Source organism: Micromonospora sp. NPDC049051 (assembly GCF_043197575.1).
Classification (GTDB): Bacteria; Actinomycetota; Actinomycetes; order Mycobacteriales; family Micromonosporaceae; genus Micromonospora.
Genome location: NZ_JBICTL010000005.1, coordinates 220,773 through 242,938 on the forward strand (window position 1 = coordinate 220,773; position 22,166 = coordinate 242,938).

24 protein-coding genes and 1 other RNA gene are annotated in these 22,166 nt (G+C 69.3%); 12 read left to right on the plus strand and 13 right to left on the minus strand.

Going from position 1 to position 22,166, the window contains the following annotated elements; all coding sequences use genetic code 11:
• Window positions 1–162 precede the first annotated feature (162 nt).
• From ACGFIR_RS22175 to ACGFIR_RS22185, 3 genes are all read left to right on the plus strand, one after another.
• Complete coding sequence (locus ACGFIR_RS22175; protein WP_393001876.1) at window positions 163–444, plus strand: DUF3311 domain-containing protein; 282 nt, start codon at window positions 163–165, stop codon at window positions 442–444.
• The gene (mctP, locus tag ACGFIR_RS22180; RefSeq protein ID WP_393146867.1) at window positions 444–2,099 is read left to right on the plus strand and encodes a monocarboxylate uptake permease MctP; all 1,656 of its coding nucleotides are present in this window, start codon (window positions 444–446) and stop codon (window positions 2,097–2,099) included. The genes ACGFIR_RS22175 and mctP overlap by 1 nt, the downstream gene beginning before the upstream one ends.
• 97 nt (window positions 2,100–2,196) lie before the next feature.
• Window positions 2,197–2,745, plus strand: a complete 549-nt coding sequence (locus ACGFIR_RS22185) for a hypothetical protein (protein WP_393146869.1) — start codon at window positions 2,197–2,199, stop codon at window positions 2,743–2,745.
• An 18-nt stretch (window positions 2,746–2,763) separates the two neighbouring features.
• Here the strand turns inward: ACGFIR_RS22185 and ACGFIR_RS22190 are convergent.
• A protein-coding gene (locus tag ACGFIR_RS22190) for an IS5 family transposase (protein WP_393147276.1) occupies window positions 2,764–3,641 on the minus strand; the annotation gives its coding sequence in 2 pieces (ribosomal slippage) (window positions 2,764–3,290 and window positions 3,290–3,641; 879 coding nt in all).
• 183 nt (window positions 3,642–3,824) lie between these two features.
• The gene (locus ACGFIR_RS22195; RefSeq protein ID WP_393146871.1) at window positions 3,825–4,586 is read right to left on the minus strand and encodes a sulfite exporter TauE/SafE family protein; all 762 of its coding nucleotides are present in this window, start codon (window positions 4,584–4,586) and stop codon (window positions 3,825–3,827) included.
• Between the two features lie 103 nt (window positions 4,587–4,689).
• On the opposite strand from ACGFIR_RS22195, the gene rnpB reads away from it, so the two are divergent.
• An RNA gene (gene rnpB, locus ACGFIR_RS22200) (RNase P RNA component class A) lies at window positions 4,690–5,106 on the plus strand.
• A gap of 630 nt (window positions 5,107–5,736) precedes the next feature.
• Here rnpB and ACGFIR_RS22205 read toward each other — a convergent pair.
• From ACGFIR_RS22205 to ACGFIR_RS22215, 3 genes are all read right to left on the minus strand, one after another.
• Window positions 5,737–6,462 carry a hypothetical protein gene (locus tag ACGFIR_RS22205; protein WP_393146873.1) on the minus strand — a complete coding sequence of 242 codons (726 nt, stop codon included), beginning with the start codon at window positions 6,460–6,462 and terminating at the stop codon, window positions 5,737–5,739.
• Between the two features lie 180 nt (window positions 6,463–6,642).
• Window positions 6,643–7,986: an AAA family ATPase gene (locus ACGFIR_RS22210; RefSeq protein ID WP_393146875.1), complete on the minus strand. Its 1,344-nt coding sequence runs from the start codon at window positions 7,984–7,986 to the stop codon at window positions 6,643–6,645.
• A gap of 169 nt (window positions 7,987–8,155) precedes the next feature.
• A complete protein-coding gene (locus ACGFIR_RS22215) occupies window positions 8,156–8,440 on the minus strand; it encodes a hypothetical protein (protein WP_393146877.1) in 285 nt (94 codons plus the stop codon).
• A 459-nt stretch (window positions 8,441–8,899) separates the two neighbouring features.
• Here ACGFIR_RS22215 and ACGFIR_RS22220 point away from each other — a divergent pair, with 459 nt between their 5' ends.
• Entirely contained in the window at window positions 8,900–9,094 is a 195-nt protein-coding gene (locus tag ACGFIR_RS22220; protein WP_244164556.1) for an AlpA family phage regulatory protein, read from the plus strand.
• A gap of 102 nt (window positions 9,095–9,196) precedes the next feature.
• On the opposite strand, the gene ACGFIR_RS22225 is transcribed toward ACGFIR_RS22220, so the two are convergent.
• From ACGFIR_RS22225 to ACGFIR_RS22240, 4 genes are read right to left on the minus strand one after another with little or no spacing between them, the layout of a single operon-like run.
• Window positions 9,197–9,886 (minus strand): HAD family hydrolase, encoded by a 690-nt coding sequence (locus ACGFIR_RS22225; protein ID WP_393146879.1) that lies wholly within the window; start codon window positions 9,884–9,886, stop codon window positions 9,197–9,199.
• A complete protein-coding gene (locus tag ACGFIR_RS22230) occupies window positions 9,883–10,035 on the minus strand; it encodes a hypothetical protein (RefSeq protein ID WP_393146881.1) in 153 nt (50 codons plus the stop codon). Before ACGFIR_RS22230 ends, ACGFIR_RS22225 begins: the two co-directional genes overlap by 4 nt.
• Before the next feature lie 42 nt (window positions 10,036–10,077).
• Window positions 10,078–10,425: an ADP-ribosylation/crystallin J1 gene (locus ACGFIR_RS22235; RefSeq protein ID WP_393146883.1), complete on the minus strand. Its 348-nt coding sequence runs from the start codon at window positions 10,423–10,425 to the stop codon at window positions 10,078–10,080.
• 54 nt (window positions 10,426–10,479) lie between these two features.
• Window positions 10,480–11,520, minus strand: a complete 1,041-nt coding sequence (locus ACGFIR_RS22240; protein WP_393146885.1) for a hypothetical protein — start codon at window positions 11,518–11,520, stop codon at window positions 10,480–10,482.
• 58 nt (window positions 11,521–11,578) lie between these two features.
• On the opposite strand from ACGFIR_RS22240, the gene ACGFIR_RS22245 reads away from it, so the two are divergent.
• Window positions 11,579–12,172 carry a TetR/AcrR family transcriptional regulator gene (locus ACGFIR_RS22245; RefSeq protein ID WP_393146887.1) on the plus strand — a complete coding sequence of 198 codons (594 nt, stop codon included), beginning with the start codon at window positions 11,579–11,581 and terminating at the stop codon, window positions 12,170–12,172.
• A 70-nt stretch (window positions 12,173–12,242) separates the two neighbouring features.
• Here the strand turns inward: ACGFIR_RS22245 and ACGFIR_RS22250 are convergent, their stop codons facing one another.
• A complete protein-coding gene (locus ACGFIR_RS22250; protein ID WP_393146889.1) occupies window positions 12,243–12,980 on the minus strand; it encodes a TetR/AcrR family transcriptional regulator C-terminal domain-containing protein in 738 nt (245 codons plus the stop codon).
• 31 nt (window positions 12,981–13,011) lie between these two features.
• Here ACGFIR_RS22250 and ACGFIR_RS22255 point away from each other — a divergent pair, with 31 nt between their 5' ends.
• The 6 genes from ACGFIR_RS22255 (at window position 13,012) to ACGFIR_RS22280 (ending at window position 19,354) form a co-directional block, all read left to right on the plus strand.
• Window positions 13,012–14,136, plus strand: coding sequence for an FAD-dependent oxidoreductase (locus ACGFIR_RS22255; protein ID WP_393146891.1), 1,125 nt, complete (start codon window positions 13,012–13,014; stop codon window positions 14,134–14,136).
• A gap of 78 nt (window positions 14,137–14,214) precedes the next feature.
• The gene (locus ACGFIR_RS22260; RefSeq protein ID WP_393001906.1) at window positions 14,215–14,547 is read left to right on the plus strand and encodes a hypothetical protein; all 333 of its coding nucleotides are present in this window, start codon (window positions 14,215–14,217) and stop codon (window positions 14,545–14,547) included.
• A 145-nt stretch (window positions 14,548–14,692) separates the two neighbouring features.
• Window positions 14,693–15,301, plus strand: coding sequence for a class I SAM-dependent methyltransferase (locus tag ACGFIR_RS22265; protein WP_393146893.1), 609 nt, complete (start codon window positions 14,693–14,695; stop codon window positions 15,299–15,301).
• A gap of 110 nt (window positions 15,302–15,411) precedes the next feature.
• Window positions 15,412–15,777, plus strand: coding sequence for an SCP2 sterol-binding domain-containing protein (locus ACGFIR_RS22270; protein ID WP_393001910.1), 366 nt, complete (start codon window positions 15,412–15,414; stop codon window positions 15,775–15,777).
• Complete coding sequence (locus ACGFIR_RS22275) at window positions 15,774–17,864, plus strand: glycogen debranching N-terminal domain-containing protein (RefSeq protein WP_393146895.1); 2,091 nt, start codon at window positions 15,774–15,776, stop codon at window positions 17,862–17,864. The genes ACGFIR_RS22270 and ACGFIR_RS22275 overlap by 4 nt, the downstream gene beginning before the upstream one ends.
• A gap of 143 nt (window positions 17,865–18,007) precedes the next feature.
• Complete coding sequence (locus ACGFIR_RS22280) at window positions 18,008–19,354, plus strand: LPXTG cell wall anchor domain-containing protein (RefSeq protein WP_393146897.1); 1,347 nt, start codon at window positions 18,008–18,010, stop codon at window positions 19,352–19,354.
• A 217-nt stretch (window positions 19,355–19,571) separates the two neighbouring features.
• On the opposite strand, the gene ACGFIR_RS22285 is transcribed toward ACGFIR_RS22280, so the two are convergent.
• The 3 genes from ACGFIR_RS22285 to ACGFIR_RS22295 form a co-directional block, all read right to left on the minus strand.
• Window positions 19,572–20,288 carry a nucleotidyltransferase domain-containing protein gene (locus ACGFIR_RS22285; protein ID WP_393146899.1) on the minus strand — a complete coding sequence of 239 codons (717 nt, stop codon included), beginning with the start codon at window positions 20,286–20,288 and terminating at the stop codon, window positions 19,572–19,574.
• Window positions 20,281–20,778: an NUDIX domain-containing protein gene (locus ACGFIR_RS22290; RefSeq protein WP_393146901.1), complete on the minus strand. Its 498-nt coding sequence runs from the start codon at window positions 20,776–20,778 to the stop codon at window positions 20,281–20,283. The genes ACGFIR_RS22285 and ACGFIR_RS22290 overlap by 8 nt, the downstream gene beginning before the upstream one ends.
• Before the next feature lie 311 nt (window positions 20,779–21,089).
• Entirely contained in the window at window positions 21,090–22,148 is a 1,059-nt protein-coding gene (locus ACGFIR_RS22295) for a hypothetical protein (protein ID WP_393146903.1), read from the minus strand.
• Between the last annotated feature and the right edge of the window lie 18 nt (window positions 22,149–22,166).

Here is a 22,166-nt window from a genome sequence, read left to right on the forward strand (position 1 = left end):
CACCGTGGCCGTGCGACGGGAGAGGCGCCCGGGTGTCCGCCGTTCGGCGCACGATGCCGGCCACTCGGCGCAGCAGCCTCCTACCAACGGGCGTGACGGTCGTCACAGGGTCGTAGCCTCCGGCCGTCATCAATGCCGATCTACACGCGGAGGTTCGTCGCAATGGCCGTACCCGAGCCGGAGGCGCCCACGGCGGCGCGGTCCCGGGCGAAGGACCACAGCCCCTGGAACTGGTTGCTCTTCATTCCCATCCTGGTGCCCCTGATCCCCGTCTTCTTCAACGCCGACTCGCCGCGGTTCCTCGGCTTCCCGCGCTTCTACTGGCTCCAGCTCGCCTACATCCTGCTCGGCGTGGCCACCACCACGCTGGTGTACCAGATGACCAAGAAGCGGACCGGCACCCCGTCGGACGGGCCGGCCGGTACGGATGCGGGTGGTCGCTGATGTGGCGCGACCACCTCACCGAGATCGTCGTCTTCTCGGTGCTCTTCCTGCTGGTCAGCGCCATGGGGTTCGTGGCGGCCCGGTGGCGGGCCCCGAAGGACATGGCCCACCTCGACGAGTGGGGGCTGGGCGGGCGCAACTTCGGCGGCTGGATCACCTGGTTCCTGGTCGGCGGTGACCTCTACACCGCGTACACCTTCGTGGCGGTGCCGGCGCTGATGTTCGGGGCCGGCGCGGCCGGCTTCTTCGCCGTCCCGTACACCATCGTGATCTATCCGATGGTGTTCCTGGTGCTGTGCCGGCTCTGGTCGGTCTCGCACCGGCACGGCTTCGTCACCCCGGCGGACTTCGTCCGCAAGCGCTTCGACTCGCCGGTGCTGGCGCTGCTCATCGCGATCACCGGCATCGTGGCGACGATGCCGTACATCGCGCTGCAACTGGTCGGCATCGAGGCGGTGCTCAAGACCATGGGGGTGACCGGCGAGAGCACGCTGGCCCGGCACCTGCCGATCATCGTGGCCTTCGCGATCCTGGCCGCGTACACCTACCAGTCGGGGCTGCGCGCGCCGGCGCTCATCGCGTTCGTCAAGGACTCGCTGATCTACATCGTGATCCTGGTGGCGGTGCTCTACCTGCCGTACAAGCTCGGCGGCTGGGGCGAGATCTTCGACGCCGCCGACGCGAAGTTCGACGCGTCGCCGAACGCAGGCGACGGGGTGCTGCTCAACGCCAACAACCAGCTCCAGTACGTCACGCTGGCGTTCGGCTCGGCGCTGGCGCTGTTCCTCTACCCGCACAGCATCACCGGCGTGCTGGCCAGCCGGAACCGCGACGTGATCAAGCGGAACATGTCGGCGCTGCCCGCGTACAGCCTGCTGCTCGGCCTGATCGCGCTGCTCGGCTTCATGGCGATCGCGGCCGGGGTGAAGCCGCTGCCCGGGTCGAAGGAGGGCACCGTGGACAGCAACACGGTGGTGCCGGTCCTGTTCGACCAGCAGTTCCCCGACTGGTTCGCGGGCGTCGCGTACGCGGCCATCGGCATCGGTGCGCTGGTGCCGGCGGCGATCATGTCGATCGCGGCGGCGAACCTGTTCACCCGCAACATCTACAAGGAGTACCTGAAGCGGGACGCCAGCCCGGCGCAGGAGGCGAACGTCTCCAAGATCACCTCGCTGGTGGTGAAGGTCGGCGCGGTGGCCTGCATCGTCTTCCTCGACCCGCAGTTCTCCATCGACCTCCAGCTCATCGGCGGCGTGATCATCCTCCAGACGCTGCCGGCGGTGGCGCTGGGCCTCTACACGCGCTGGTTCCACCGCGGCGCGCTGATCGGCGGCTGGGTCGCGGGCATGGGGCTGGGCATGTGGATGCTCTACCAGATCCCGAACGCCGCGACCGGCCGTAGGCACTTCGGCGGCTCGGCGTTCCCGCTGGCCGACTTCGGCTTCGACACCCCGAAGACGATCTACGTGGGGATCGTGGCGGTGCTGGTCAACCTGGCGGTCGCGGCGCTGCTCACGGTGGTGCTGCGGGCGGCCAAGGTACGCGACGGCGGCGACGGCACCACGTCGGACGACTACTTCGCCGACGAGGGCGACGCGCGCGTCGTGCCCGGTGAGCGCCGGGACGCCGACGCGGCCCCGGAACCGGTCGCCTGAGCCCTGGCGAAACGCCTCGCCCCCGGTCCCCGCCGGCCGGGGGCGACGCGGTTGTCCGGGTGCGGCGCGGGTGGACGCGCTTCGTACGCTGACGACCATGAAGAGACGCGTGCCGGTGCTGGTCGCCCTCCTCGGCGGCGCCACCGCGCTGCTGCTGGTCGGCGGGTGCGTGGGGGCCGCGATCCTGGTCGTCGGCGACGACCGGGACGAGGCGCGTACGTGCCAGGAGTCGGTGCGCGCCGCGGAGGCGAAGGTCCGCACCGACCGGTGGGATCCGCCCGGCGAGCTGCCGGACCTCGGCGACTACCCGGAGATCCACTGGCAGCTGCGCGCGTCGGGCGAGCCGTGCGGCCGCGCGCCCGGCCCGACGGACTGGGCCTACCAGGGCGTGGTCCGGCTGCGCGCGGAGGACGCGCGGACACTGGCGCAGCGGTACGACTTCGTGCCGTACGCGCCCGCCGGCCCGGCCGGAACTCCCCAACCCGGCCCGGCGGACGCGTGGCCCGCTCTCGCGCCGTACCTGCCACCCGCGCCCCGGTGGCTGCACAGCCGCTCGTACGACGAGGGGAAGCCGTCCACGCGGTGGCGGGCCGCCTTCCTGGACGTCGAACACGGGACGCTCTTCTTCACCCTCAACGACCACTAGGGCCTGTGTCGAAGTCGGTCACAGCCACTCGTTGATGGCCGCGAGGTGGATGGTGGCTTCGTAGCGCACGGCGAGTTTGTCGAACCGGGTGGCCACGGCCCGATTGCGCTTGAGGCGGTTGATCCCGCACTCCACGGCGTGACGTTGCTGGTAGATGTGCGGGTCGAAGGCCGGTGGCCGGCCGCCCTTGGACCCCTTGGCTCGTCGGTGGGCGTCCTGGTCGGCCTTGCTCGGGATGGTCGCGGCGATGCCCCGCCGGCGCAGGTAGGCCCGGTTCGCCTTCGACGTGTACGCCTTGTCGGCCAAGACCCGGTCCGGGCGGGTCCTCGGACGGCCCGTGACCAGGCGAGGAACACGGATGGCGGCCACGACCGGGATGAACTGCGGGCTGTCACCTCGTTGCCCGGCAGTCAACACGATTGCCAGGGGTTTCTGGCCTTGCTCGCAGCCCAGGTGCAGCTTGGTGGTCAACCCGCCGCGGGACCGGCCGAGCGCGTGGTCTGCCGGCTCGACGCTGACCCCGCCAGGCGGTTCAGCCTGCAGATCCCCCTTTTCCTCGCTCCGGCCGCATGCTGATGGGCCCGAGCGCTGGTGGAGTCCACACTGACGTCCCAGGTGATCCGCCCGGCCGCGTCGGCGAGGGCCTGCAATGCGGTGAGCACCTGCTGCCAGGTCCCGTTGCGCTGCCACCGCCGGAACAGGGCATACACCGCCGACCAGGACCCGTACTGCGGTGGCACGTCCCGCCACGGGGCACCCACCCGGATCCGCCACCGGATCCCATCAATCAACTGCCGCCTGGTCCACGACGACGGTCGACCCGGGCGCTTCGGCGCCGGCAGCAACGGCTCCAGCACCGCCCACTGCACGTCGGTCAGGTCGAACCGCCTCGTCACCGCTAGGGTGTCCACGAGGTCTCCGGTTTCAGGTTCTGCTTGGTCGCTGAACCATCTACCGGAGACCTCACCCATTTTCGATCTTCGACACGCCGAGCGGTCACGCCAGCTCAGGCACCACCGCCGACTTCGACACAGGCCCTAGCCGGCCAACCTGCCCGGCCGAGTACCTGCCGCCGGGGCTCAGTTCAGGGCGCGCGAGAGCAGGTACAGGCCGATGACCGTGCCGAAGACCACGATCAGCACCTTGAGCACCACCGGCGGCAGCCGGCGCACCAGCCGCGCGCCGACGTACCCGCCGACCAGCGTCGCCGGTGCGACCACCGCCACGGCCGCCCAGTTCACCGGCCCGAACAGCGCGAACACCACGAGCGTCGTCAGCCCGACCAGGGCGGAGAGCAGGTTCTTGAGCGCGCTCACCCGGGCCAGCGTCGCGTCCAGCACCAGGGCCAGGCCGGCGACCAGCATCACCCCGAGCGCCGCGCCGAAGTAGCCGCCGTACACCGCGCCGACAGCGACCATGGTCTGCAAGGTGACCGTACGGCGGCGCGGCGACAGGTCGCGCGGATGCCCGACCAGCCGGCGCAGCGGATCCTGGAACGCCAGCACCGCCGTCGCCCCGAGCACCAGGAAGGGCACCACCAACTCGAACGCCCGCGCCGGGGTGGCCAGCAGCAGCAGGGCGCCGGCGATCGTGCCGACGATGGTGGTGGGCACCAGCGCGGCCACCGTCCGCCGGGGCGGCAGGTCCTGCCGGCTGCCCGCCACGCTCGCCACGTACCCCGGGAAGACCGCCACCGAATTGCTCACGTTGGCCGGCACCGGCGGCAGGCCCACCGCGATTATCGCCGGGAAGGTGATGAGCGACCCCCCGCCGGCCACCGCATTGACCGTGCCCGCGGCGAGACCGGCGGCGATCAGCAGCGCGGCGTCGGAGACCTCCATGGTCACCAGAGGCTAGTACCCCGCCCCCGGCGGGACGGTCGCCGGTCGACCCGGGGTGGCAATAGACGCAGCCGTGACGTCGTTAGGATGGGTGCGCGACGGACGAGTCGACCGGGCGGTCGCGTCGGCGGGCTCCGGCCCGCCGCCGAGGAACGTCCGGACTCCACAGGGCAGGGTGGTTGCTAACGGCAACCCGGGGCGACCCGCGGGACAGTGCCACAGAAAACAGACCGCCGACCCCATCGGGGACGGTAAGGGTGAAACGGTGGGGTAAGAGCCCACCAGCACCCCGGGTGACCGGGGTGGCTCGGTAAACCCCACCCGGAGCAAGGCCAAGAAAGGGCCGTCATCAGCAACGATGACGACCCGCGCAGACGCTTGAGGGCGGCCCGCCCGATGTCTGCGGGTAGGCCGCTCGAGCCTGCCGGCGACGGCAGGCCTAGATGGATGGCCGCCGCCGACGCGAGCCCCTCGGGGCGCGCGCCGGTCACAGAATCCGGCGTACAGGTCGACTCGTCCGTCGCCCACCAGCTCAGAGCCACGATCAAGGCTCTGAGCTGGTCTTTTGTTTGGTGCCGTTGGTTGACCTTGGTCATCGTTGGGTGGCGTTTGACGGCCTAGCCACGGCCTGAGACGGCCTGGAGACGGCCTGAGCGGGGGATCAGTGGACCGCCTCGTCCTGGCGCGTGCTGTTCCGTCCTGGGGGCTTTCCGGGGCGGCTTGGCGGGGCCTGCGCGTCCCCGACGGCGGTAGACGGGGGCGGGCACGTCCTGGCGGTGGAACTGCTACCCCGACTCGGTGACACGGTGGCAAGCCAGTCCCGGGTTTGGACTGGTGCGGCAGCCGGAAGCCCCGACCACGCGACGAGGTCGAGCCGCTGGCTTCCGTCACGGCTTCTCTGAGGCTGGTTCTGGCTGCGGTGGGGCGGTGTCCCGGCGGCTGTCGGTGGCTTCCCGCCGGCCGGGCTTGCCGCCCCGCACCGGGCGGAGCGCGGTGCCTTGATCCAAGAAAGAGAATTTCGGCAATAGTCGCTAGAAGTGTCGTGTCCTGGGTAATGCCTTCTGGCGTCCCGGAGGTTCTTGTGCAACCGAGGAACGTTCTTACAAGCGTTACAAAGAGTGCCGAGAAGGGGCGTAGGCTCAGATGTTCGCTAGTCCTCTCGGTCAGGCTGCCGCCGAGGTCTCGGAACCCTTCCAGCAGGGGAAGTATTTAGGTCTCCGATGAACCGCTGCAAGTCCTTCCCCCAAGGGGACGTTTTGACGCCCTTGCATGCAATCGCTCTGATGATGCCTGCGAGATGTTCGGCATCTGTTGCGGCTTTTTGGCAGGATCCGACCTGCCGCCTTAGGGCGACCCCCGTTACCGATAAAAAGTCTCGACCGCGATAGTAGGGATAGGAACGGCGTGGACAGGATACCTCTTGAGCTAGCGGAGTCGAACCGTCGGCGACTGCCACCAGGTCGGACACCGGCGGAGGATCGATGCTCTCAGCGCTCAGCGCAGCACAGTAGCCGCGTATATTGAGTTCGAGTGTCTTTAGCGACACTTTATCGGCAAGTTCGACTTTGTCGAAGGCTAGTCCCCATCCGTTCGCTGCGTTGGCGCATCGCAATCGCGCGACTGGGATAACTGCTGCGTATATGATTTTGGCAATCGCCGCTGGTCCGCCCTTATCTTTGACCTTTTGTTCACTCCCGAGTTCGGATAGCATCAACTCAAAGGCGTCCGTCCTTGAGGCCATGGCCTCAAGGTCTGCATTCTCGTAGGCGAATACCGGGAATCCGTCTGATTCTCTCTGCTTGATCTCGTGATCGAAATCTCTGTCAACCACACAGGCTGCCTCCGGCATTCCCCATGCAACCAACTGCTCGGTCACGGCTAGGGCGCTGTTCCGGTTACCTGTAGGGAACGCCACGAATTCGTCGTCAAACCCGACCCGAAAAAAGCGAGAGTCCGTGGGGCCTTCGACAACAAGTACTGGTCGCGTATCCGCCTGCCTGTGCTGTCGGATTCTATCCGCAACGCGGTCGTAAGCTTTGATTGAAGTGATCACGCTTTACCTGCGCGTTCCAAGCTCTTGGACTAGATCCCAGCGGCCATTGATTATCCCGCTGGAGTGTGTTGCAAGTATGATCTGCAGGTCAGCGATGTTGGCGACGTCGGTGATGTCTTCGAGGAAGGCGTGCTTCCACGCGGCGTGGAGAGAGATCTCCGGCTCGTCGATAAGGACAACCGATCCAGGTTGGGCTGAGAACAACAACATGGTAAATAGAGCGAGAATGTGCTGCTCGCCTGACGATAGGAGTGTTACAGGTATCAACGACTGATCGTCGTCGGCTACGAAGACTAGTGCGCCCGTCTTGTCCAGCCTTAACTTCTTCCCTATGAATTTGTCGTTGACGATCCGCTGTAGGGCTTTCAGCTTGTCGTTGACGGGGAGAAGTGGCTCAAGCTTGCGCTGCCAGTCGTCAATAAAGATGGACAGTACCCGGGTCTCTGTGGAGTCCACGGTGCTTGAGGGAAATTGAACATCAACAAGAGTTTGCGAGAGGCCGCTTCTGTAAAGCTCTGCGCTCTGCTCGGCGATATCTTCGTATCTCCGCTTAAGGTCCTCTTCGCGAATCGGCTTAGATTTTTTCGACGGAGTGAGGACGCGCTTTGCGAAGGTCTGGTCCGTTTCCTGCGTGACGGCCAAAGACCCGCGCCTGGCGTCTGCTACCTGAACCTTAACCTGCTCGATGTATTCGTCGATTCGAGGTCTCGAGGAGGGGGGGCCGTCGGGTCCACCCTTCATTTGTGGCGTATCTAGCCGCTTCGTGTCGATGAAGATCGGATTGCGGTTTTCGATCAAGTCGGCAAGCCAGTCGCTATTGCTAATCACCTCTTCGCTAAACAGTGCGGCCTGCTCTTCACCCATTGCGCGTCGCCGTGCGTGTGAATGTCGCATACGGTAGAACGATGCGTACTCTTCTACGTCGCGACCCTGCAGGATGCGGCCCGTTCGACGGTCTATAAATCGTCCGTCACTGCGAGGAATGAAGCGTTCCAGCTCGCTCTCAATATTAATTTCGGCGGGAAATTCGACCAGGCCGAGTTTCCTGCCTCGTGCCCCGTTTCCTTCGAGAAGAAGTCGGGACTCCCGCGGGTTGCTGCCGACTAGTCGGCGTGCGGTGAGGGAGCGTCCGTCTGCAAACTTTAGTCTCGCCAACTGAAATGGCATTCGAGATAAGGTGGTGATTTGCAGGCCCAGAATGGCGTGAATCAACCTCAGTATGTGCGTTTTGCCGACACCGTTCGGTCCTGCAATAATGGTGACGCGGCCATCTTGCGAGAAATCAATCTTGTGAGTGAGTGCGCTGTCGAAAAGGCCCTCTACTGTAAATTGGCGGATTTGCCGCACATTTCCTCCGCGAGGGTTCCTTGATATGGCTTGAGCGCTGACTCTAGCTAGAGCCTTAGCATCAAGCATCCGTTGTGTCGGCTGCCTGACGCATGCATTGCGTCGATGCTGTCTTGGCAGTAAAGGGCGCTGGGCTCATCAAATGAGTCGAGGAGGCTGCGTGTCGCTTTCATTTCCCGACCAACCTTCGGCCGTGAGGGACCGGAAGGCGGCCTTGCTGGCCGTGAAGCCCTTTGCCTTTGAGCGTGGGTAGCACTCGCGCGCCTGCCTTGAACACGTACAGCTCTCTGCGAGCCACGGCGTCGCCTTTGCCGTCCAACTGGTAACCGTCCAGCCACGTCCAGCCGTCGTAGGTGTGGAGCTCTGTGCGGACCTTGATGAGACGGAAGAAGATGGGCCGCACGAACTGAGGGCTTGCTGCGCGGGTCAGATGCAGGACATCACCGGCCTTCACGTCGGCTCTTCCTGTCTCGCCAGGCGCGTAGGGTCTCGCCGGCCGCCGCCAGGCGTGGGCATCCATCGTCCGCGCACTGCGAACAGGCGGCGCGGTTGTGGAAGTCGACCACGTTGCCGGCCATCAGGACGAGGAACGGAGGCTCTGGTTGCCGCTGCGGGATCGGCACGGCCTACCTCTGGTTGAGGCGCGTCGCGGCGCTCTTGGAGCGCCATAGTCCTGCCTTGGTCATCAGGGGTGGCTCTGGTGCGGGGACGGCGGCGCGACCAGTCCATCTCTGCGGCTCCCGGCCGTACTTGGATGGGGCTGGTTCACCGGCTACGAAGTCGACAGGTTGGTCGGGGCGTTGGAACCACTTGAACCTAGTCATGCGTAAAGAGTAAGCGACTAGCGCCGTCGCTAACTAGGTGTCAATCAACTTGACTCGTGCCTAGTCGGCGTGTGCCTAGCGTCAGTGTCATGGGTAGGAAGCTGCGGTTGGTGGGTTCGGGGGAGATCCGGACCATGCTCGGTGGCGTCTCGCGTCAGCGCGTCTACCAGATCACCAACCGGCGCGACTTCCCTGAGCCCGTAGCCACGCTCCAGATGGGCAACGTCTGGCTTGCCGAAGACGTTGAGGCGTGGATCGCGGCCAAGCGTGGGGACCTGGACTAGCTCCAGGGCGGCTGCACCAGGCCCCCCCCGGTCCGGGGTGAACTGACGACACGAGAAACGCCCCGGTGATGATCTCCCGGGGCGCTCGTGTGCGGAGCGGTGCTACAGCTCGTCGACGGCGAAGGCGGTCACCAGTTCGGCCATGCTGTCGATGACGACGTCAGCGGCGGCGAACCGCTCGCGCTTGCCGGGCTTGTTCGCGTATCCGATGGCGGCGACTCCGGCGGCGTGGTCGGCCTCGATGTCGCTGACCGAGTCACCGACCAGGACGCATTCCGCCGGCTCCGCGCCTAGCTCCCGTACAGCTCCGAGCACAGGGAACGGGTCCGGCTTCATCCGCTTGGGCGCTGCCTCGGGGCGGCCGATTACTGGGTGCACGTACGAGGTGAGGTGTCGGGCGCTCAGGTAGGCGTGAACGGAAGCAGCCGAGTTGTTGGACACCACGGCGACCCGGCGGCCGGTCTGCTGGGCGGCGACGATGACTTCCCTGCCGTACGGCGTGGGTTCGGCGGTGCGGGCCGCGGTGACTTCCTCGCGGGTCATGGCCTCGTCGACCAGGCGGACGACGGCAGGGCGCCCAAGGGTGGCGGTGAAGCGGAGCACGGCGAGCGGGTCGCGTTCGGCCAGGATCTCGGGCGGCAGTGTGACGGCCTGGTCGACGAGCAGCCGGCGCAACTCGTGGGCGACGATCGACGCGGAGTGCTGGGCGAAGATGCTGCACACGGGTCCGTCGAAGTCGAGCAGGATCACCCGTGCGCGGTCGATCATCTTGGCGAGGCCGGGGGCGGTCACGAGGCGTACTCGCGCGCGATAGTGCCCCACATGCTGTCGAACCAGGCGCGGGCCTGCTCGACGTAGAGGGCGTCATTGCTGGTGTCCTCGTCGCTGGGCGTGAACGGGAACAGGATCGCGACCTTGCCCATCGCGTCGTAGATCGCCATCGGCTTGCCGTCGACGGAGACCGTTTGCTCAAGGTAGCCCGGCTATTGGAACTCGTGGGTTACCTCGATCGGGCCGACGATGTGCGCGTTGAGCTCGTCGATTTCCTCGGCCGGGACCCACAGCATCGGAGCAGCGGACCCGCCGAAGGATCGAGTCGTGTAACGGGCCAGGAAGCCCGTTTCGACGTGGAAGCGAGCCACGTAGCGCACCGACCCGACGAGGTTCCATTCTCGGGCAGCCCTGATCGCGAAGTCCTCCCTGAGGATCGGAAAGAAGTACAGGCGGTCTGGCGGGGGCGGCGGCCATCTGCGCCAACCTGTCTCGCGGACGAGGTCGCACTCCTGCTGCCCCATCGAGTGCCACAGCACTGTCGTTCCGTCGCTGCTCATGTGGTCCTCGCCGCTGCGGGTCGGTCGTGAGAGGGGACGCGAGCTTCGCACGCGTCAGGCCGCGGGCGCGCTCGCCCGGGCGCGGCCGTACTCGGCCAGAGCGTGGAAGGCGGCCTTGGGCTCCCACGGCATTCCTGGGTACGTGGTCCCGGTGCGGCCGGCTGGGAGGACTTTCACGATCCCGAAGCTGCCCAGGTCGAAGTCCCGCGCGGGGTCCGCGGAGGTGGGTAGGTGCCGGGTGGCGAAGGTGTAGACGAACGCGGTGTCCACACCGCCGGCGTCGTAGGTGTCGAGGAGATCGCGCAGGTAGGCGGCCTGTTCGGGTTCGTCGCGTTCGACGGTCTCGGTGAGTCGGACGGCCTGCGCGGTGTCCTCGTCGTACCCGATGATGTCGCTGCGGCTGCCCCGGTCCGCGGCTCCGGTGAAGGGCGCGCAGCCGAACTCGGTGACGGCGAACGGCTTGCCTTGGGAGGTCATGGCGGCGAGGTTCGCGGGTAGGGCGGCGGCGTTGCTGGCGTCGCGGTAGCCGGCGTCGGTCGCGATGAAGTCGAACGGCGTCCAGTCGACGGCCTCCATAGGGAGCGATGCGTACCCTATGAGGCCGCCGAACCGCTCGCGGGCGCCCGCGACGGCCCGGGCCAGGAGCGCGTTGGTCTCCCGCTGCACACCCGGGAGGACCTCGCGGACCCGCGCCGGGTCGGCGAGGACCGCCGCCCGCTCGGTGAGGGTGTCGCCGGGGATGAGCCCGATCGTCATCATGCTGATCTCGGAGCCGGTGAGGAACCGGATGTTCGCCCCTTCGCGGCGGATCCGCTCGGCGCGCTCGGCGGCGTCCAGCAGGAATGCCAGTAACTGGTCAGTGGTCAGGTCGTTCGTGAACGGGCAGTACCAGACCTCCAGGCCGGCGGCGACCGCGTGCCGGGCGGCGATCTCCAGGCGGTCGGCGACCCCGCCGGTGATCCGGACAGCGTCGGCGTGCAGGTCGTCGCGGATGATCCGCATGTCCTTCGCGACGATGTCGGGGTCGAAGGGTTCGTGGGTGCTGGTCCCCCTGTTGGTGAAGCCGGTGTCGTAGGTGACGCCCCAAGCGCGCATTGCTGCCTCCCTCAAGGTACGGGAAGTACCTTACGCTAGTGAGCGTACGATGCGTACCGTGGCGGTGGGGAGGCGGCGGGGTGCGGAGCTGGAGCAGGCGATCCTGCGCGCGGCCGCCGAGGAACTGACCGCCTCCGGCTACGCCGGCATGACCATGGACAAGGTCGCCCGACGTGCGGGCACGAACAAGAACGCGATCTACCGGCGCTGGCCGCAGCGCGCCGCGCTCGGCATCGCCGCCTACAAGCACCTGGCCGACGCCCGCATCCCGGCGCCGGACACCGGCAGCCTCCGGGGCGACGCGTTGGAACTGCTGCGGCGGGCCAACGCGACCTGGTCTTCACCCCGCGGGGCGATCCTGCGCGACCTCCTGGCGGCGGCCGTCGACGAGCCGGAGCTGCTGACGCTGCTGCGCGAAAAGGCCGGCGGCGGCGCGATGAACGCCGCCTGGTTCACCCTGCTGAGCCGGGCGGTGGCCCGCGGCGAGGCACCCCCGGAGGCGGTGCATCCGCGGGTGGCGGCGTTGCCGATGATGCTGCTGCGTGGCGAGTACGCCCTGCGCGGCGTTCCGGCTGTGCCCGACGAGGTCCTGGTCGAGATCGTCGACGAGATATTCCTGCCGCTGGTGCGGGGCCGGGGCGTGGTCGACTGACCGACCTGGGCGGCCGAGCGGATCCAGGTCACCCCTCGGCCCCGCGGCGCACGGCGCAGGCGGCCCGGTGTCAGGCCGTCCCCTGTCGCGCGGAGCGGTTGGTGATGCCGTCCAGGATGGTGATCAGGTTGTGGTGGAAGGTCTCCTCGGCGTTGAGGTGGGCGCCGTCGACGACGAGCCGGGCGACGGTGGGGTAGCGGCCTGTGTCGAGCATGCGTGTCAGGTAGGGCCCGAGGGCGGCCTGCCAGGCGGACATGTCGGTGCCGGTCGAGCGGGCGGTGCGTCGCTCGGTGATCTCCCTGCGGAGTGCGCCGACGATGAACGCGTTGAGGGCGCCCAGGGCCCGCTGGAGATCGTCGATGCCTCGCACGCCAGGGGCCTGGCTGAGCGCCGCCGCAGTCGATTCGCCGACGGCGAGCGCGTGAGGTCCCAGGTGTGGCCTTGCGCCGAGCAGGTCGGCGAACCACTCGTGAGCAAGGGCGGCGGCGCGGGTCCGGTGCACGATGGCCAGCACCGTGGCTCGCCACCCGGAGTGCTGACCGGCCTCGGCGATCTCGGCGTACACGGCGTCGACCATCAGGTCCAGCAGCTCTGATCTGTTGAGCACGTAGTCGTAGAGCCGCATCGGGCCGACCCCGAGTTCTTTGGCGATCTTGCGTACCGACAGCCCGTCGAGGCCGTGCGCGTCGGCGAGCCGGATGGCGGCGGCGGCGATCTTCGCGCGGCTCAGCGGCACCGGTGCCGCCCGCGGCTGCGGCTCGGGCCGTTCCCAGACGGGCAGCGGCGCGCTACCGTACGGCGTATCCATGAGGTACAGCGTACGGTAACGGAGCTGATTGATGCGAATTGCGATAGCCGGCGGCGGCCTCGGCGGCCTGACGTTGGCCCGGATCCTGCACCGGCACGGCATCGGCGCGGTGGTGTACGAACGCGAGGCGAGCCGATCCGCGCGAGCACAGGGCGGATCGCTCGACCTGCACCCGGAGTCCGGGCAACGGGCCCTGGCCGATGCGGGCCTCGCCGGCCGATTCCGCTCCGAGGCGCGGCCGGAGGGCGAGGAACACCGCATCCTCGACCCGGCCGGACGCACCCTCGTGCACCACAAGCCACAACCCGGCTCGTTCTCCGGACGCCCCGAGATCGACCGTGCCGCACTGCGTGATCTTCTGCTCGACTCGCTCCCCGGCGACGCGGTGGCCTGGCAGCACCGGCTCGTCGCGGTGACGCCACGACCCGACGGAGGGTTCGGGCTGACGTTCGATGGTGGCCACCGCGCCGACTGCGACGTCCTCATCGGCGCGGACGGCGCCCGCTCGGTCGTCCGATCGCTGCTGACCGACGCGCCACTGTCCCACGTGGCCACTCTTGTCGAGCTGAGCATCAGCGACGCCGACCGGCGCCATCCGGATCTCGCCGAGCTGGTCGGCCCCGGAAACCTCTGGTGCATCGGCGTGAACCAGGTCCTGGCGGCACAACGCCTCGGCGACGGCAGCATCCGGGTCGGGATCTCCCTACGCGCGGACGATCGCCACCTGGACACCTACCGCAGCAAGCGCGCTCTGCTGGACATGTTCGACGGCTGGGACCCTGGCCTCACCGCACTCGTCGAAGCCGGCGACAACCCGCCGACCCCACGCAGGATCGAGGCGATGCCCACCGGTACCCGCTGGACCCACCAACCGGGCATCACCCTCCTCGGTGACGCCGCGCACCTCATGCCGCCGGTCGGTGAGGGCGCCAACCAGGCCATGCTCGACGCCGCCGAACTCGCCGCCGAACTCGCCGACAACCCCACCGACCCCGACCCGGCGATCCGGGCGTACGAGGAGGCGATGTTCGCCAGGATCCACCCCGTCGCCGAGATGTCCGCACGAGTCCAGGCAATGATGTTGTCCCCCACCGCGGCCGACGACATCGTCCGCTTCTTCACGCCACGCCCCACCGAGCCGGCATCCGTAGCGTGACGACGCCACGCAGCCCGCCGCGCCCTGACGGATGAACGGATCTGGTGGCTCACGGGTACGGAGTGCGATGATCGGTTCGTGTCGCTGTGGGAGGCCGGGTGGCGTTTCGGATTTCCGCTGGTCGTCGTCGTCGGAGTCGCCGCCGCGGTGCTCGTCGCCCTCTCCAGCCCGCCCGGCGAGTTCTCCCGTCCACGCGGCTGGCAGTGGGCCTGGGTGGGCTTGTGGCTGATGGCGGCCGGCGACGCGGCGTTCGGCGACAACCGATCGTGGTTCGAGCGTGCCTGTAAAGGGCTCGCCGCGCTGCTCGTGGCGGTGGCGGTGGCCGTGGCCGCCTGGCGCCACCACCGGTGGCGACGCCGCGCCCGGCTCGCGGGCCAGTCGCCGCCGCCCGTCACCCGGTCCGACCCGTAGGCGCGCAGGTGGCGGCCTGACCGACCGGAGGGCCGGCACCTTCCCGTACGCGGACAGTCGGACGCGGGCGCCGCGCGGAGCGGGCGTGCTGCCCGCGTACGCCTCGGGGTTGTTCCGTCTGTCCGCCGGCTCATACAGTCGCGCGGTGAATCTGGCGCAGGTCCGGCAGGCGTACGGGTCCGTCGCGGAGCTCTACATCGGGCTGTTCGGTACGAGGGAGCAGGTGCACGCCGACGACCTGGCCTTCATCGGGCGGCATCTGGCGGCCCGGCCCGGCCCGGTACTCGATCTGGGCTGCGGGCCCGGCCACCTCACCGATCACCTCCGCTCGCTGGGCGTCGACGCGACGGGAATCGAGCTGGTTCCCGAGTTCATCGCCCACGCGCAGGCGGCCCACCCGGGCGGGAGATACCGGCTCGGGTCGATGACGGACCTCGGCGTCGCCGACCACTCCATCGCCGGCATCCTGGCCTGGTACTCGACGATCCACCTACCGCCGCAGGATCTCGACGGCGTGCTCGCCGGGTTCCGGCGGGCGATGGCCCCGGGCGGAACGCTGGTGCTGGGCATCTTCGACGGTGCCGAGGTCGCGGCCTTCGACCACAAGGTCGTGACCGCCTATCGCTGGCCCGTCGACGAGTTCTCCGCGCGACTGGCGCGCGCCGGCTTCGCGGAGGTCGAGCGGCTGCGGCGGCCCGGCGAAGGCACGCTTCGACCCCACGCCGCCATCGCGGCGGTCGCGACCGAGGAGTGAGCGGCTGTCCCACCTGGTGGGGTTCGGCGGTGTCGAAGTCGCCCCGGGGACGTTAGGGCCTCCCTGCGGTGGGTAGTCGGGGGCGCTCCATCAGTGGCTTGGGAGGCCGTATGACGGCGACCGGTGCGTTCTTCGAACGGTTGGCGGACGTGGGCCACGATCCACGGCTGTGCAAGGTACGCGGCAGAGTCCGGTTCGACGTCCGCGACGGCGACCACGTGGAGCGGTGGTTGCTCGACATCGATCACGGACGCCTGCGGGTGACGCGGGACGAGGGACCCGCGGGGACGGTGATCACGGTGTCCTCCGAGGTCGCGGAGGCGATGACGCGGGGCGAGATGAACGGTCTGGCCGGGATCGCCCGGGGCGAGATCCTGGTCGACGGGGATCTTGCCCTGGCGTTGCGGATCGGCCGGCTGTTCCCGGCGTCATCCGGTGTGCGGCGGGTCCCCTCCGAGCGCGGAAGTGATCGATGAAGGACATCGCGGGCACCGTGTCGTGCATCGACGGCAACACCTTCATCGTCTCGGACACCAGCGGCGACGTGGCGGCGTCGGCGGCCACTCCGGTCGGGTTGTTCGCCGCCGACACCCGTTTCCTGTCGCGGTGGGTGCTCACCATCAACGGGGAACGGCTGACCGCGCTGTCGGTCGACGACAGCCAGTACTACGAGGTGGCCTTCTTCGTGGTGCCGGGCGGGCAGGTCGACTACGTGCAGGCTGACGTGTCGGCGATCCGGCGGCGGCGGATCGGGCCGGATCTGGTCGAGTCGCTGACGATCTTCAACTACGGCGACGAGGAGATCGAACTCGACGTGCGGTGGGAGGTGGCGGCCGACTTCGCCGACATCTTCGACATCAAGTTCGACGTCCGCGAGAAGGCCGGCAGTCACTACACCCACGTCGGTCCCGGCGAACTGCGCCTGGGCTACCGGCGCGGCACGTTCCGGCGGGAGGCCTCCGTCTCGGCGAGCGAGCCGGCCGCCTTCGATCCGGGCGGTCTCCGGTTCACCCCCCGGCTGCGGTCCGGCGGCCGGTGGTCCACGGATCTGCGGGTGGTCATGCGGGCGCTGCGTCCCGACGGCGTCGACTTCCGCGCCCCGATCCGGGCGCTGCGCCCGGACGACAGCACCCTGCCGGAGAGCGTACGGACCTGGGTCGCGGCGGCGCCGAAGCTGGACACCGAGCACGGCGCCCTACGGGAGGTGTACCACCGCAGCCTGGTGGACCTGGCGGCGCTCCGCTTCGCTCCGCTCTCGCTCGGCGGGGCGAGCGTGCCCGCGGCCGGGTTGCCGTGGTTCATGACCCTGTTCGGCCGGGACAGCCTGCTGACCTGCCTGCAGACCCTGCCTGTCACCCCGTCGTTGACCCCGCCGACACTGCGGATCCTCGCCTCGCTCCAGGGCGCCCGGACCGACCACCTGCTGGAGGAGGACCCGGGCCGGATCCTGCACGAGCTGCGCTACGGCGAGTCGTCCGCGTTCGAGGAGCAGCCGCACTCCCCGTACTACGGGACCGTGGACGCGTCGCCGCTGTTCGTGGTGCTGCTCGACGAGTACGAGCGGTGGAGCGGCGACGCGGCGCTGGTGCGGGAACTGGAGCAGGAGGCCCGGGCGGCCATCGCGTGGATCGACGACTACGCGGACCTGACCTCCACCGGCTACGTCTGGTACAAGCGGCGCAACCAGGTCACCGGCCTGGAGAACCAGTGCTGGAAGGACTCCTGGGACAGCATCTCGTACGCCGACGGCAGGCTGCCGGGCTTCCCCCGGGCCACCTGTGAGGTGCAGGGGTACGCGTACGACGCCAAGATCCGCGCGGCCCGGCTGGCCCGTACGTTCTGGGGCGACCCCGCGTACGCCGACCGGTTGGAACGCGAGGCGGCGGCACTGTACGAGCGCTTCAACCGGGACTTCTGGCTCGACGACCGCGGCTACTACGCCCTCGCCCTCGACCACGACGGCACCCCCGTCGACAGCCTGTCGTCCAACATCGGGCATCTGCTGTGGAGCGGCATCGTGCCGCCGGACCGGGCCACGCAGGTCGCCGGGCACCTGATGGGCCCGGCGCTCTTCTCCGGCTGGGGCGTGCGGACCCTCGCCGAGGGGCAGGGCCGCTACAACCCGCTCGGCTACCACAACGGCACGGTCTGGCCGTTCGACAACTCGTTCATCGCCTGGGGCCTGCGCCGTTACGGCTTCGCCACCGAGGCCGGCCGCATCGTCGAGGGCATCGTCGACGCCGCCACCTACTTCCAGGGCCGGCTCCCCGAAGCCTTCGGCGGATTCGAGCGCCACGTCACCCGCTACCCGGTGCGGTATCCGACCGCCGGCAGTCCGCAGGCCTGGTCCAGCGGTGCGTGCCCGCTGCTCATCCGGACCATGCTCGGCCTGGAACCGCACGAGGACCATCTCGCCGTGAACCCCGCGTTGCCACCCGCCTTCGACCGGATCGCGCTGCTGGACATTCCCGGCCGCTGGGGCGAGGTCGACGCCTTCGCCCGCCACCGCCCGGACCGGCCGGTACCCGAGGACGGCCACCATCCCGCATCCTCGATGGAGTGATGCCGGGGGCTCCCGCCAGCCCGGCAAAAGGGTAGAAACCCGGCAAAACCACCCGGGCGGGGGATTCCAGACCGCTCGACGTGACGTACCCTTTTGTCCTTCGTTTCCCCGTTGTTCGGATCATCCATAACACGGGGGAATACATGAGCATGACCTCTGCGCCGCGCAGACGCGGCGGCATCCACGCGCGCTTGGCCGCGTTCGCGCTGCTGGCCGGTGCCCTCCTGCTCGCGGGCGGCTCCCCGGCCGCCGCCGCGTCGACGATCAACATCAACCCGGGGAACGTGCCGACGACAGCGGCCCAGTTCACCCAGAACTGCGATGACAACCTCGGCGGCGGGCCCTTCGCCAACGAGGACGTGTGGGTGTTCAACCTGCCCGGCAACCCGGACACCACCGGCGTCTTCCAGACGGTCACGGTGACGTTCAGCACGCCGACCGGCAACGTCACGAGGACGATCCCCACCGACCCGAACAGCGCCATCGTCGACGACACGGGCACCAGCAAGGCGTGGATCAGGGTTCCGGCCGGCTGGACGCTGATCGCCGCCAGCGCGGTGATCTCCGGCACCGCGGACTTCTTCGTGCTCACCCACACCTGCGCGGCGTCGAACCCCCAGGTGAACCCGAGGCTGAACCTGACCAAGACCGGCACCCCGACCACGGGTCTCAAGGCCGGCGACGTGGTCACCTACACCTACACGGTGACGAACCAGAGCACGGGCACGACCGACCCGATCACCAACATCACCGTCACCGACAACGTCGTCACCGGCATCACCTGCGAGGACACGTCGCTCGCGCCGGGGGAGAGCACCACCTGCACCGGCACGTACACGGTCAAGAACAGCGACGTGAAGAACGGCGAGATCGTCAACACCGCCCGGGCGACCGGACTGTTCCTGCAGCAGACGGTGCCGTCCAACCAGGCGACCTTCAGGGTGACCACCAAGGCGGCCCCGCCGAAGCAGGCGAGCCTGTCGATCGACAAGAAGGCCCGGGTCGAGTCGGACTGCCACAAGAAGTGTGAGAACGACGGCTACGCCGCCAAGGGCGACCGGATCTTCTACACCTACCGGGTGACGAACACCGGCAACGTCACCATCACCAACGTCGCCGTCAACGACCCGAAGGCCGGCGAGGTGGTCTGCAACAGCACGACGCTGGCGCGGGGGACGAGCACCGACTGCCACGCCGTCGAGCCGCACGTGGTGACCAAGGCCGACGTCAAGGCCGGAAAGGTCGTCAACACGGCCCGGGCGACCGGCACCTTCGACGGCAGGTCCGTGGTCTCCGACCCGGCGACCGTCACCGTCTGCATCCGGGGCGGCAAGTACGACCCCCGGCACGACGGCAAGCACGACAAGGAACTGCCCGTCACCGGTGACAGCGCCACCACGGCCGTCTCCCTGGGCGGCGGCCTGCTGGTCGCCGGCGGTCTCCTGCTGGGAGCCAGCCGGATCCGCCGCAGGGCGCACGTGCGGATCTGATCGCTACGGCAGACACTCCGGGCATCGCACGCGGTGCCCGGAGTGCTCTTTTCTCCCACCCGGTCACCGGGTTCGTCCAACCCGTACCGCAGCCGGACCCCGGAGCCCGGTGGAGCCCGTCACCGACCGACCTCGTCCAGCACGCCGCGCTGGAAGGCGCGGGCCTCGGGGCCGCTCGGCGGCGGCCCGCCGGCCCGCGCCGCGATCGACCGGCTGATCAGGTGACGGCCCCGCCGTCGCCGGTCGCGCCGCCAGCGCCCGTGGCCGACCGTACGTCGGCGACCAGTCGGCGGCCGGCGTCGACCTTCGACAGCCAGACGCCGTGGCGGAGCTTCACCAGGGCGCGGCAGGCGCCGAGCACCGCGTCCTCCGCACCCGGGGCGGGACCGTCGCCGGGCGGGGTCGGCAGGGCCAGCCACCAGCGCAGCGCGTCGGTCAGCAGACGACGCAGGTCGGCGGGGGAGAGGTCGGTGAAGACCTCGGCGGCCGGCGGCCCGAACAGGGTGTACCCGCACTGGTGCAGGATGCTGCGGTCCAGGCCGTACCAGAACAGACCGTCCCCGGCCGGTCGGTCGGCGGCGCTCCACGTCACCCGCCACGGCATCCGTGCGCCGGTGTTCAGCTCGACCTCGAACCCGGGCTCCGGCGTGCCGGAGCGGGCGACCGCCAGGCGGTACACGACCAGTTCCAGTCCGCGCGCGGGGCAGGGCAGCGCCTCGTGCCGCAGCCGCGCCACCAGCTCCCGCCTGCGCGCGGGGTCGAGGACGTCGGCGCAGACCAGCGCGACGTCGACGTCACTGCGCCCCGGCTGGTACGCGCCCAACCCCACCGAGCCGGCCGCGTACGCCCCGACGAGGTCGTCGCCGAGGACGTCGCGGGCGGCGGCGACGAGGTCGCCGAGGTAACGGCGCACCGCCGGATCGAGGTCAGCCATCGGACTCGGCCCAGGCCGTCCCGGCGGGCAGGAACCAGGCGCTCGCCTCGGTGCCGAGGGCGTGCGTGACGACCAGCCGCGCGTGCCGGTCCAGCGCAGGCAGGCGGTCCGGCGGGAACCAGCCCACGGCCACCGACTCGTCGTCGTTGACCCGGGCGGTGCCGGCGACCAACCGGCAGTGGAAGCCGAGGTTGAGGAACTCGCACCGGTCGCCGTTGGGGTAGGTGTGCGGGCGCGACACGACGCTGCTCAGGCGGAGCGGTTCGACCTCCAGGCCCGTCTCCTCCCGCACCTCGCGTACCACCGCAGTGGCCGGCTGCTCCCCCGGCTCGACGATGCCGCTGACCACCGACCAGCGCCCGTCGTCGGCGCGTTGACCGAGCAGCAGCTCGCCAGCGTCGTTGCGTACGACCGCGCTCACGCTCGACAGCGGGAGCAGGTCGTGACCGATGCGCTCGCGTAGCCGCAGGATGTAGTCCGGAACGCCCACCCGACGACCCTAGCCCGAGCAGGGTGATCCGGCTTCCGGGCAGGGCGGCCGTTGGCGGCGCTCCGGGCGGCGGGCAAGACGTACCCGGAAGCCTGTTTTCGCAGTTCCGGCCCCTGACGGCCGGGGCACGTCTACTGTGGAGAACATCGGCGACTTGTGGTGTTCCGGTGGCGTCCGGGTGGTTCGCGGTGCACAGTGATCCCATGAGCGACAGCGGAAGCGGCACGCACTTCTACTGGTGTACCCGCCACCACCGGGTCGAGACCGATGCCGACGTGTGCCCCGCCAGGCACGTTCTCGGGCCCTACGCCTCAGCCGCCGACGCGGAGAACGCCCTGCAGACGGTGCGGGAGCGCAACGAAGCGTGGGAGGCCGAGGACGCCCGCTGGGCCGGGGAGGACAGATAGGCGGCGCGGGACCGCCCGCGCCGGAGACACGTGGTGCTCCGCGAGGGCGAGAGCACTCCCCAGAAAGGGAACCGAGATGGCCGAAGCACAGCAGGCCACCACCCGCCCGGCCGCCAGACGTACGACCGCCAGGAAGACCGCCGCGGCTGAGCGGACCGCGGGTACGACGCGGACCACGCGCGCGTCCGCCACGACGGCGGCGAAGAAGGCCCCGGCGAAGAAGGCGACGGCGAAGAAGGCGACGGGCGGCGCGGGGCGGGCCCCGGCGAAGAAGACCACCGCCGCGAAGGCTCCCGCGAAGAAGGCGGCGACCAAGACGGCCAGCACGGCCAGGAAGACGACGGCCGCGGCGAAGAAGGCGGGCACCACCGCCGCGAAGAAGGCCCCCGCCGCGGCGAAGCGGACGACCGCGGCGGCCAGGAGCACGGCGGCGAAGAAGACGACCTCGGCGAAGACCCCCGCCCGGCAGGCGGCCACGAAGGCCGCGACCGTGGCGAGAAAGGCCACCGCGCCGGCGAAGAAGGCCCCCGCCAGGACGACCGCCACCGCCCGCAAGACCACCTCGGCGGCGAAGGCTCCCGCGAGGAAGGCCGCGACGGCGGCGAAGGCCCCCGTGAAGAAGACGACCACGGCGGCGAAGGCCCCCGCGAGGAAGACGGCGGCCGTGGCGAAGAAGGCCACCGCCAAGAAGACGACGCCGGCCAGGAAGACCACCGCGACCCGGCCCAGCGGCGGCGCCCGCAAGGCCACCGCGGCGAAGGCCCCCGCCAGGAAGGCCACGGCGACCTCGTCGGCCACCAAGGCGGCGGCGAAGAAGGCCCCCGCGAAGAAGACGACGGTCGCCAAGGCTCCGGCCAGGAAGGTCACCGCCCGCAAGGCCCCCGCCACCACGGCCGCCGCCCGGGCCACCGCTCCCCGGGGCGTACGGGCCAGCGCACGCCGGGCCACCGGCTGAACCGCCACGCGGGGTGACCGGCACCT

What these genes read in the sequence shown, in the direction of transcription:
- ACGFIR_RS22230 (WP_393146881.1), bottom strand. Translation starts at nt 10,035, where the DNA reads ATGGCGATCTACGACGCGATGGGCAAGGTCGCGATCCTGTTCCCGTTC.
- ACGFIR_RS22275 (WP_393146895.1), top strand. Translation starts at nt 15,774, where the DNA reads ATGAAGGACATCGCGGGCACCGTGTCGTGCATCGACGGCAACACCTTC.
- ACGFIR_RS22270 (WP_393001910.1), top strand. Translation starts at nt 15,412, where the DNA reads ATGACGGCGACCGGTGCGTTCTTCGAACGGTTGGCGGACGTGGGCCAC.
- mctP (WP_393146867.1), top strand. Translation starts at nt 444, where the DNA reads ATGTGGCGCGACCACCTCACCGAGATCGTCGTCTTCTCGGTGCTCTTC.
- ACGFIR_RS22175 (WP_393001876.1), top strand. Translation starts at nt 163, where the DNA reads ATGGCCGTACCCGAGCCGGAGGCGCCCACGGCGGCGCGGTCCCGGGCG.
- ACGFIR_RS22185 (WP_393146869.1), top strand. Translation starts at nt 2,197, where the DNA reads ATGAAGAGACGCGTGCCGGTGCTGGTCGCCCTCCTCGGCGGCGCCACC.
- ACGFIR_RS22255 (WP_393146891.1), top strand. Translation starts at nt 13,012, where the DNA reads ATGCGAATTGCGATAGCCGGCGGCGGCCTCGGCGGCCTGACGTTGGCC.
- ACGFIR_RS22240 (WP_393146885.1), bottom strand. Translation starts at nt 11,520, where the DNA reads ATGCGCGCTTGGGGCGTCACCTACGACACCGGCTTCACCAACAGGGGG.
- ACGFIR_RS22220 (WP_244164556.1), top strand. Translation starts at nt 8,900, where the DNA reads ATGGGTAGGAAGCTGCGGTTGGTGGGTTCGGGGGAGATCCGGACCATG.
- ACGFIR_RS22235 (WP_393146883.1), bottom strand. Translation starts at nt 10,425, where the DNA reads ATGAGCAGCGACGGAACGACAGTGCTGTGGCACTCGATGGGGCAGCAG.
- ACGFIR_RS22195 (WP_393146871.1), bottom strand. Translation starts at nt 4,586, where the DNA reads ATGGAGGTCTCCGACGCCGCGCTGCTGATCGCCGCCGGTCTCGCCGCG.
- ACGFIR_RS22250 (WP_393146889.1), bottom strand. Translation starts at nt 12,980, where the DNA reads ATGGATACGCCGTACGGTAGCGCGCCGCTGCCCGTCTGGGAACGGCCC.
- ACGFIR_RS22280 (WP_393146897.1), top strand. Translation starts at nt 18,008, where the DNA reads ATGAGCATGACCTCTGCGCCGCGCAGACGCGGCGGCATCCACGCGCGC.
- ACGFIR_RS22285 (WP_393146899.1), bottom strand. Translation starts at nt 20,288, where the DNA reads ATGGCTGACCTCGATCCGGCGGTGCGCCGTTACCTCGGCGACCTCGTC.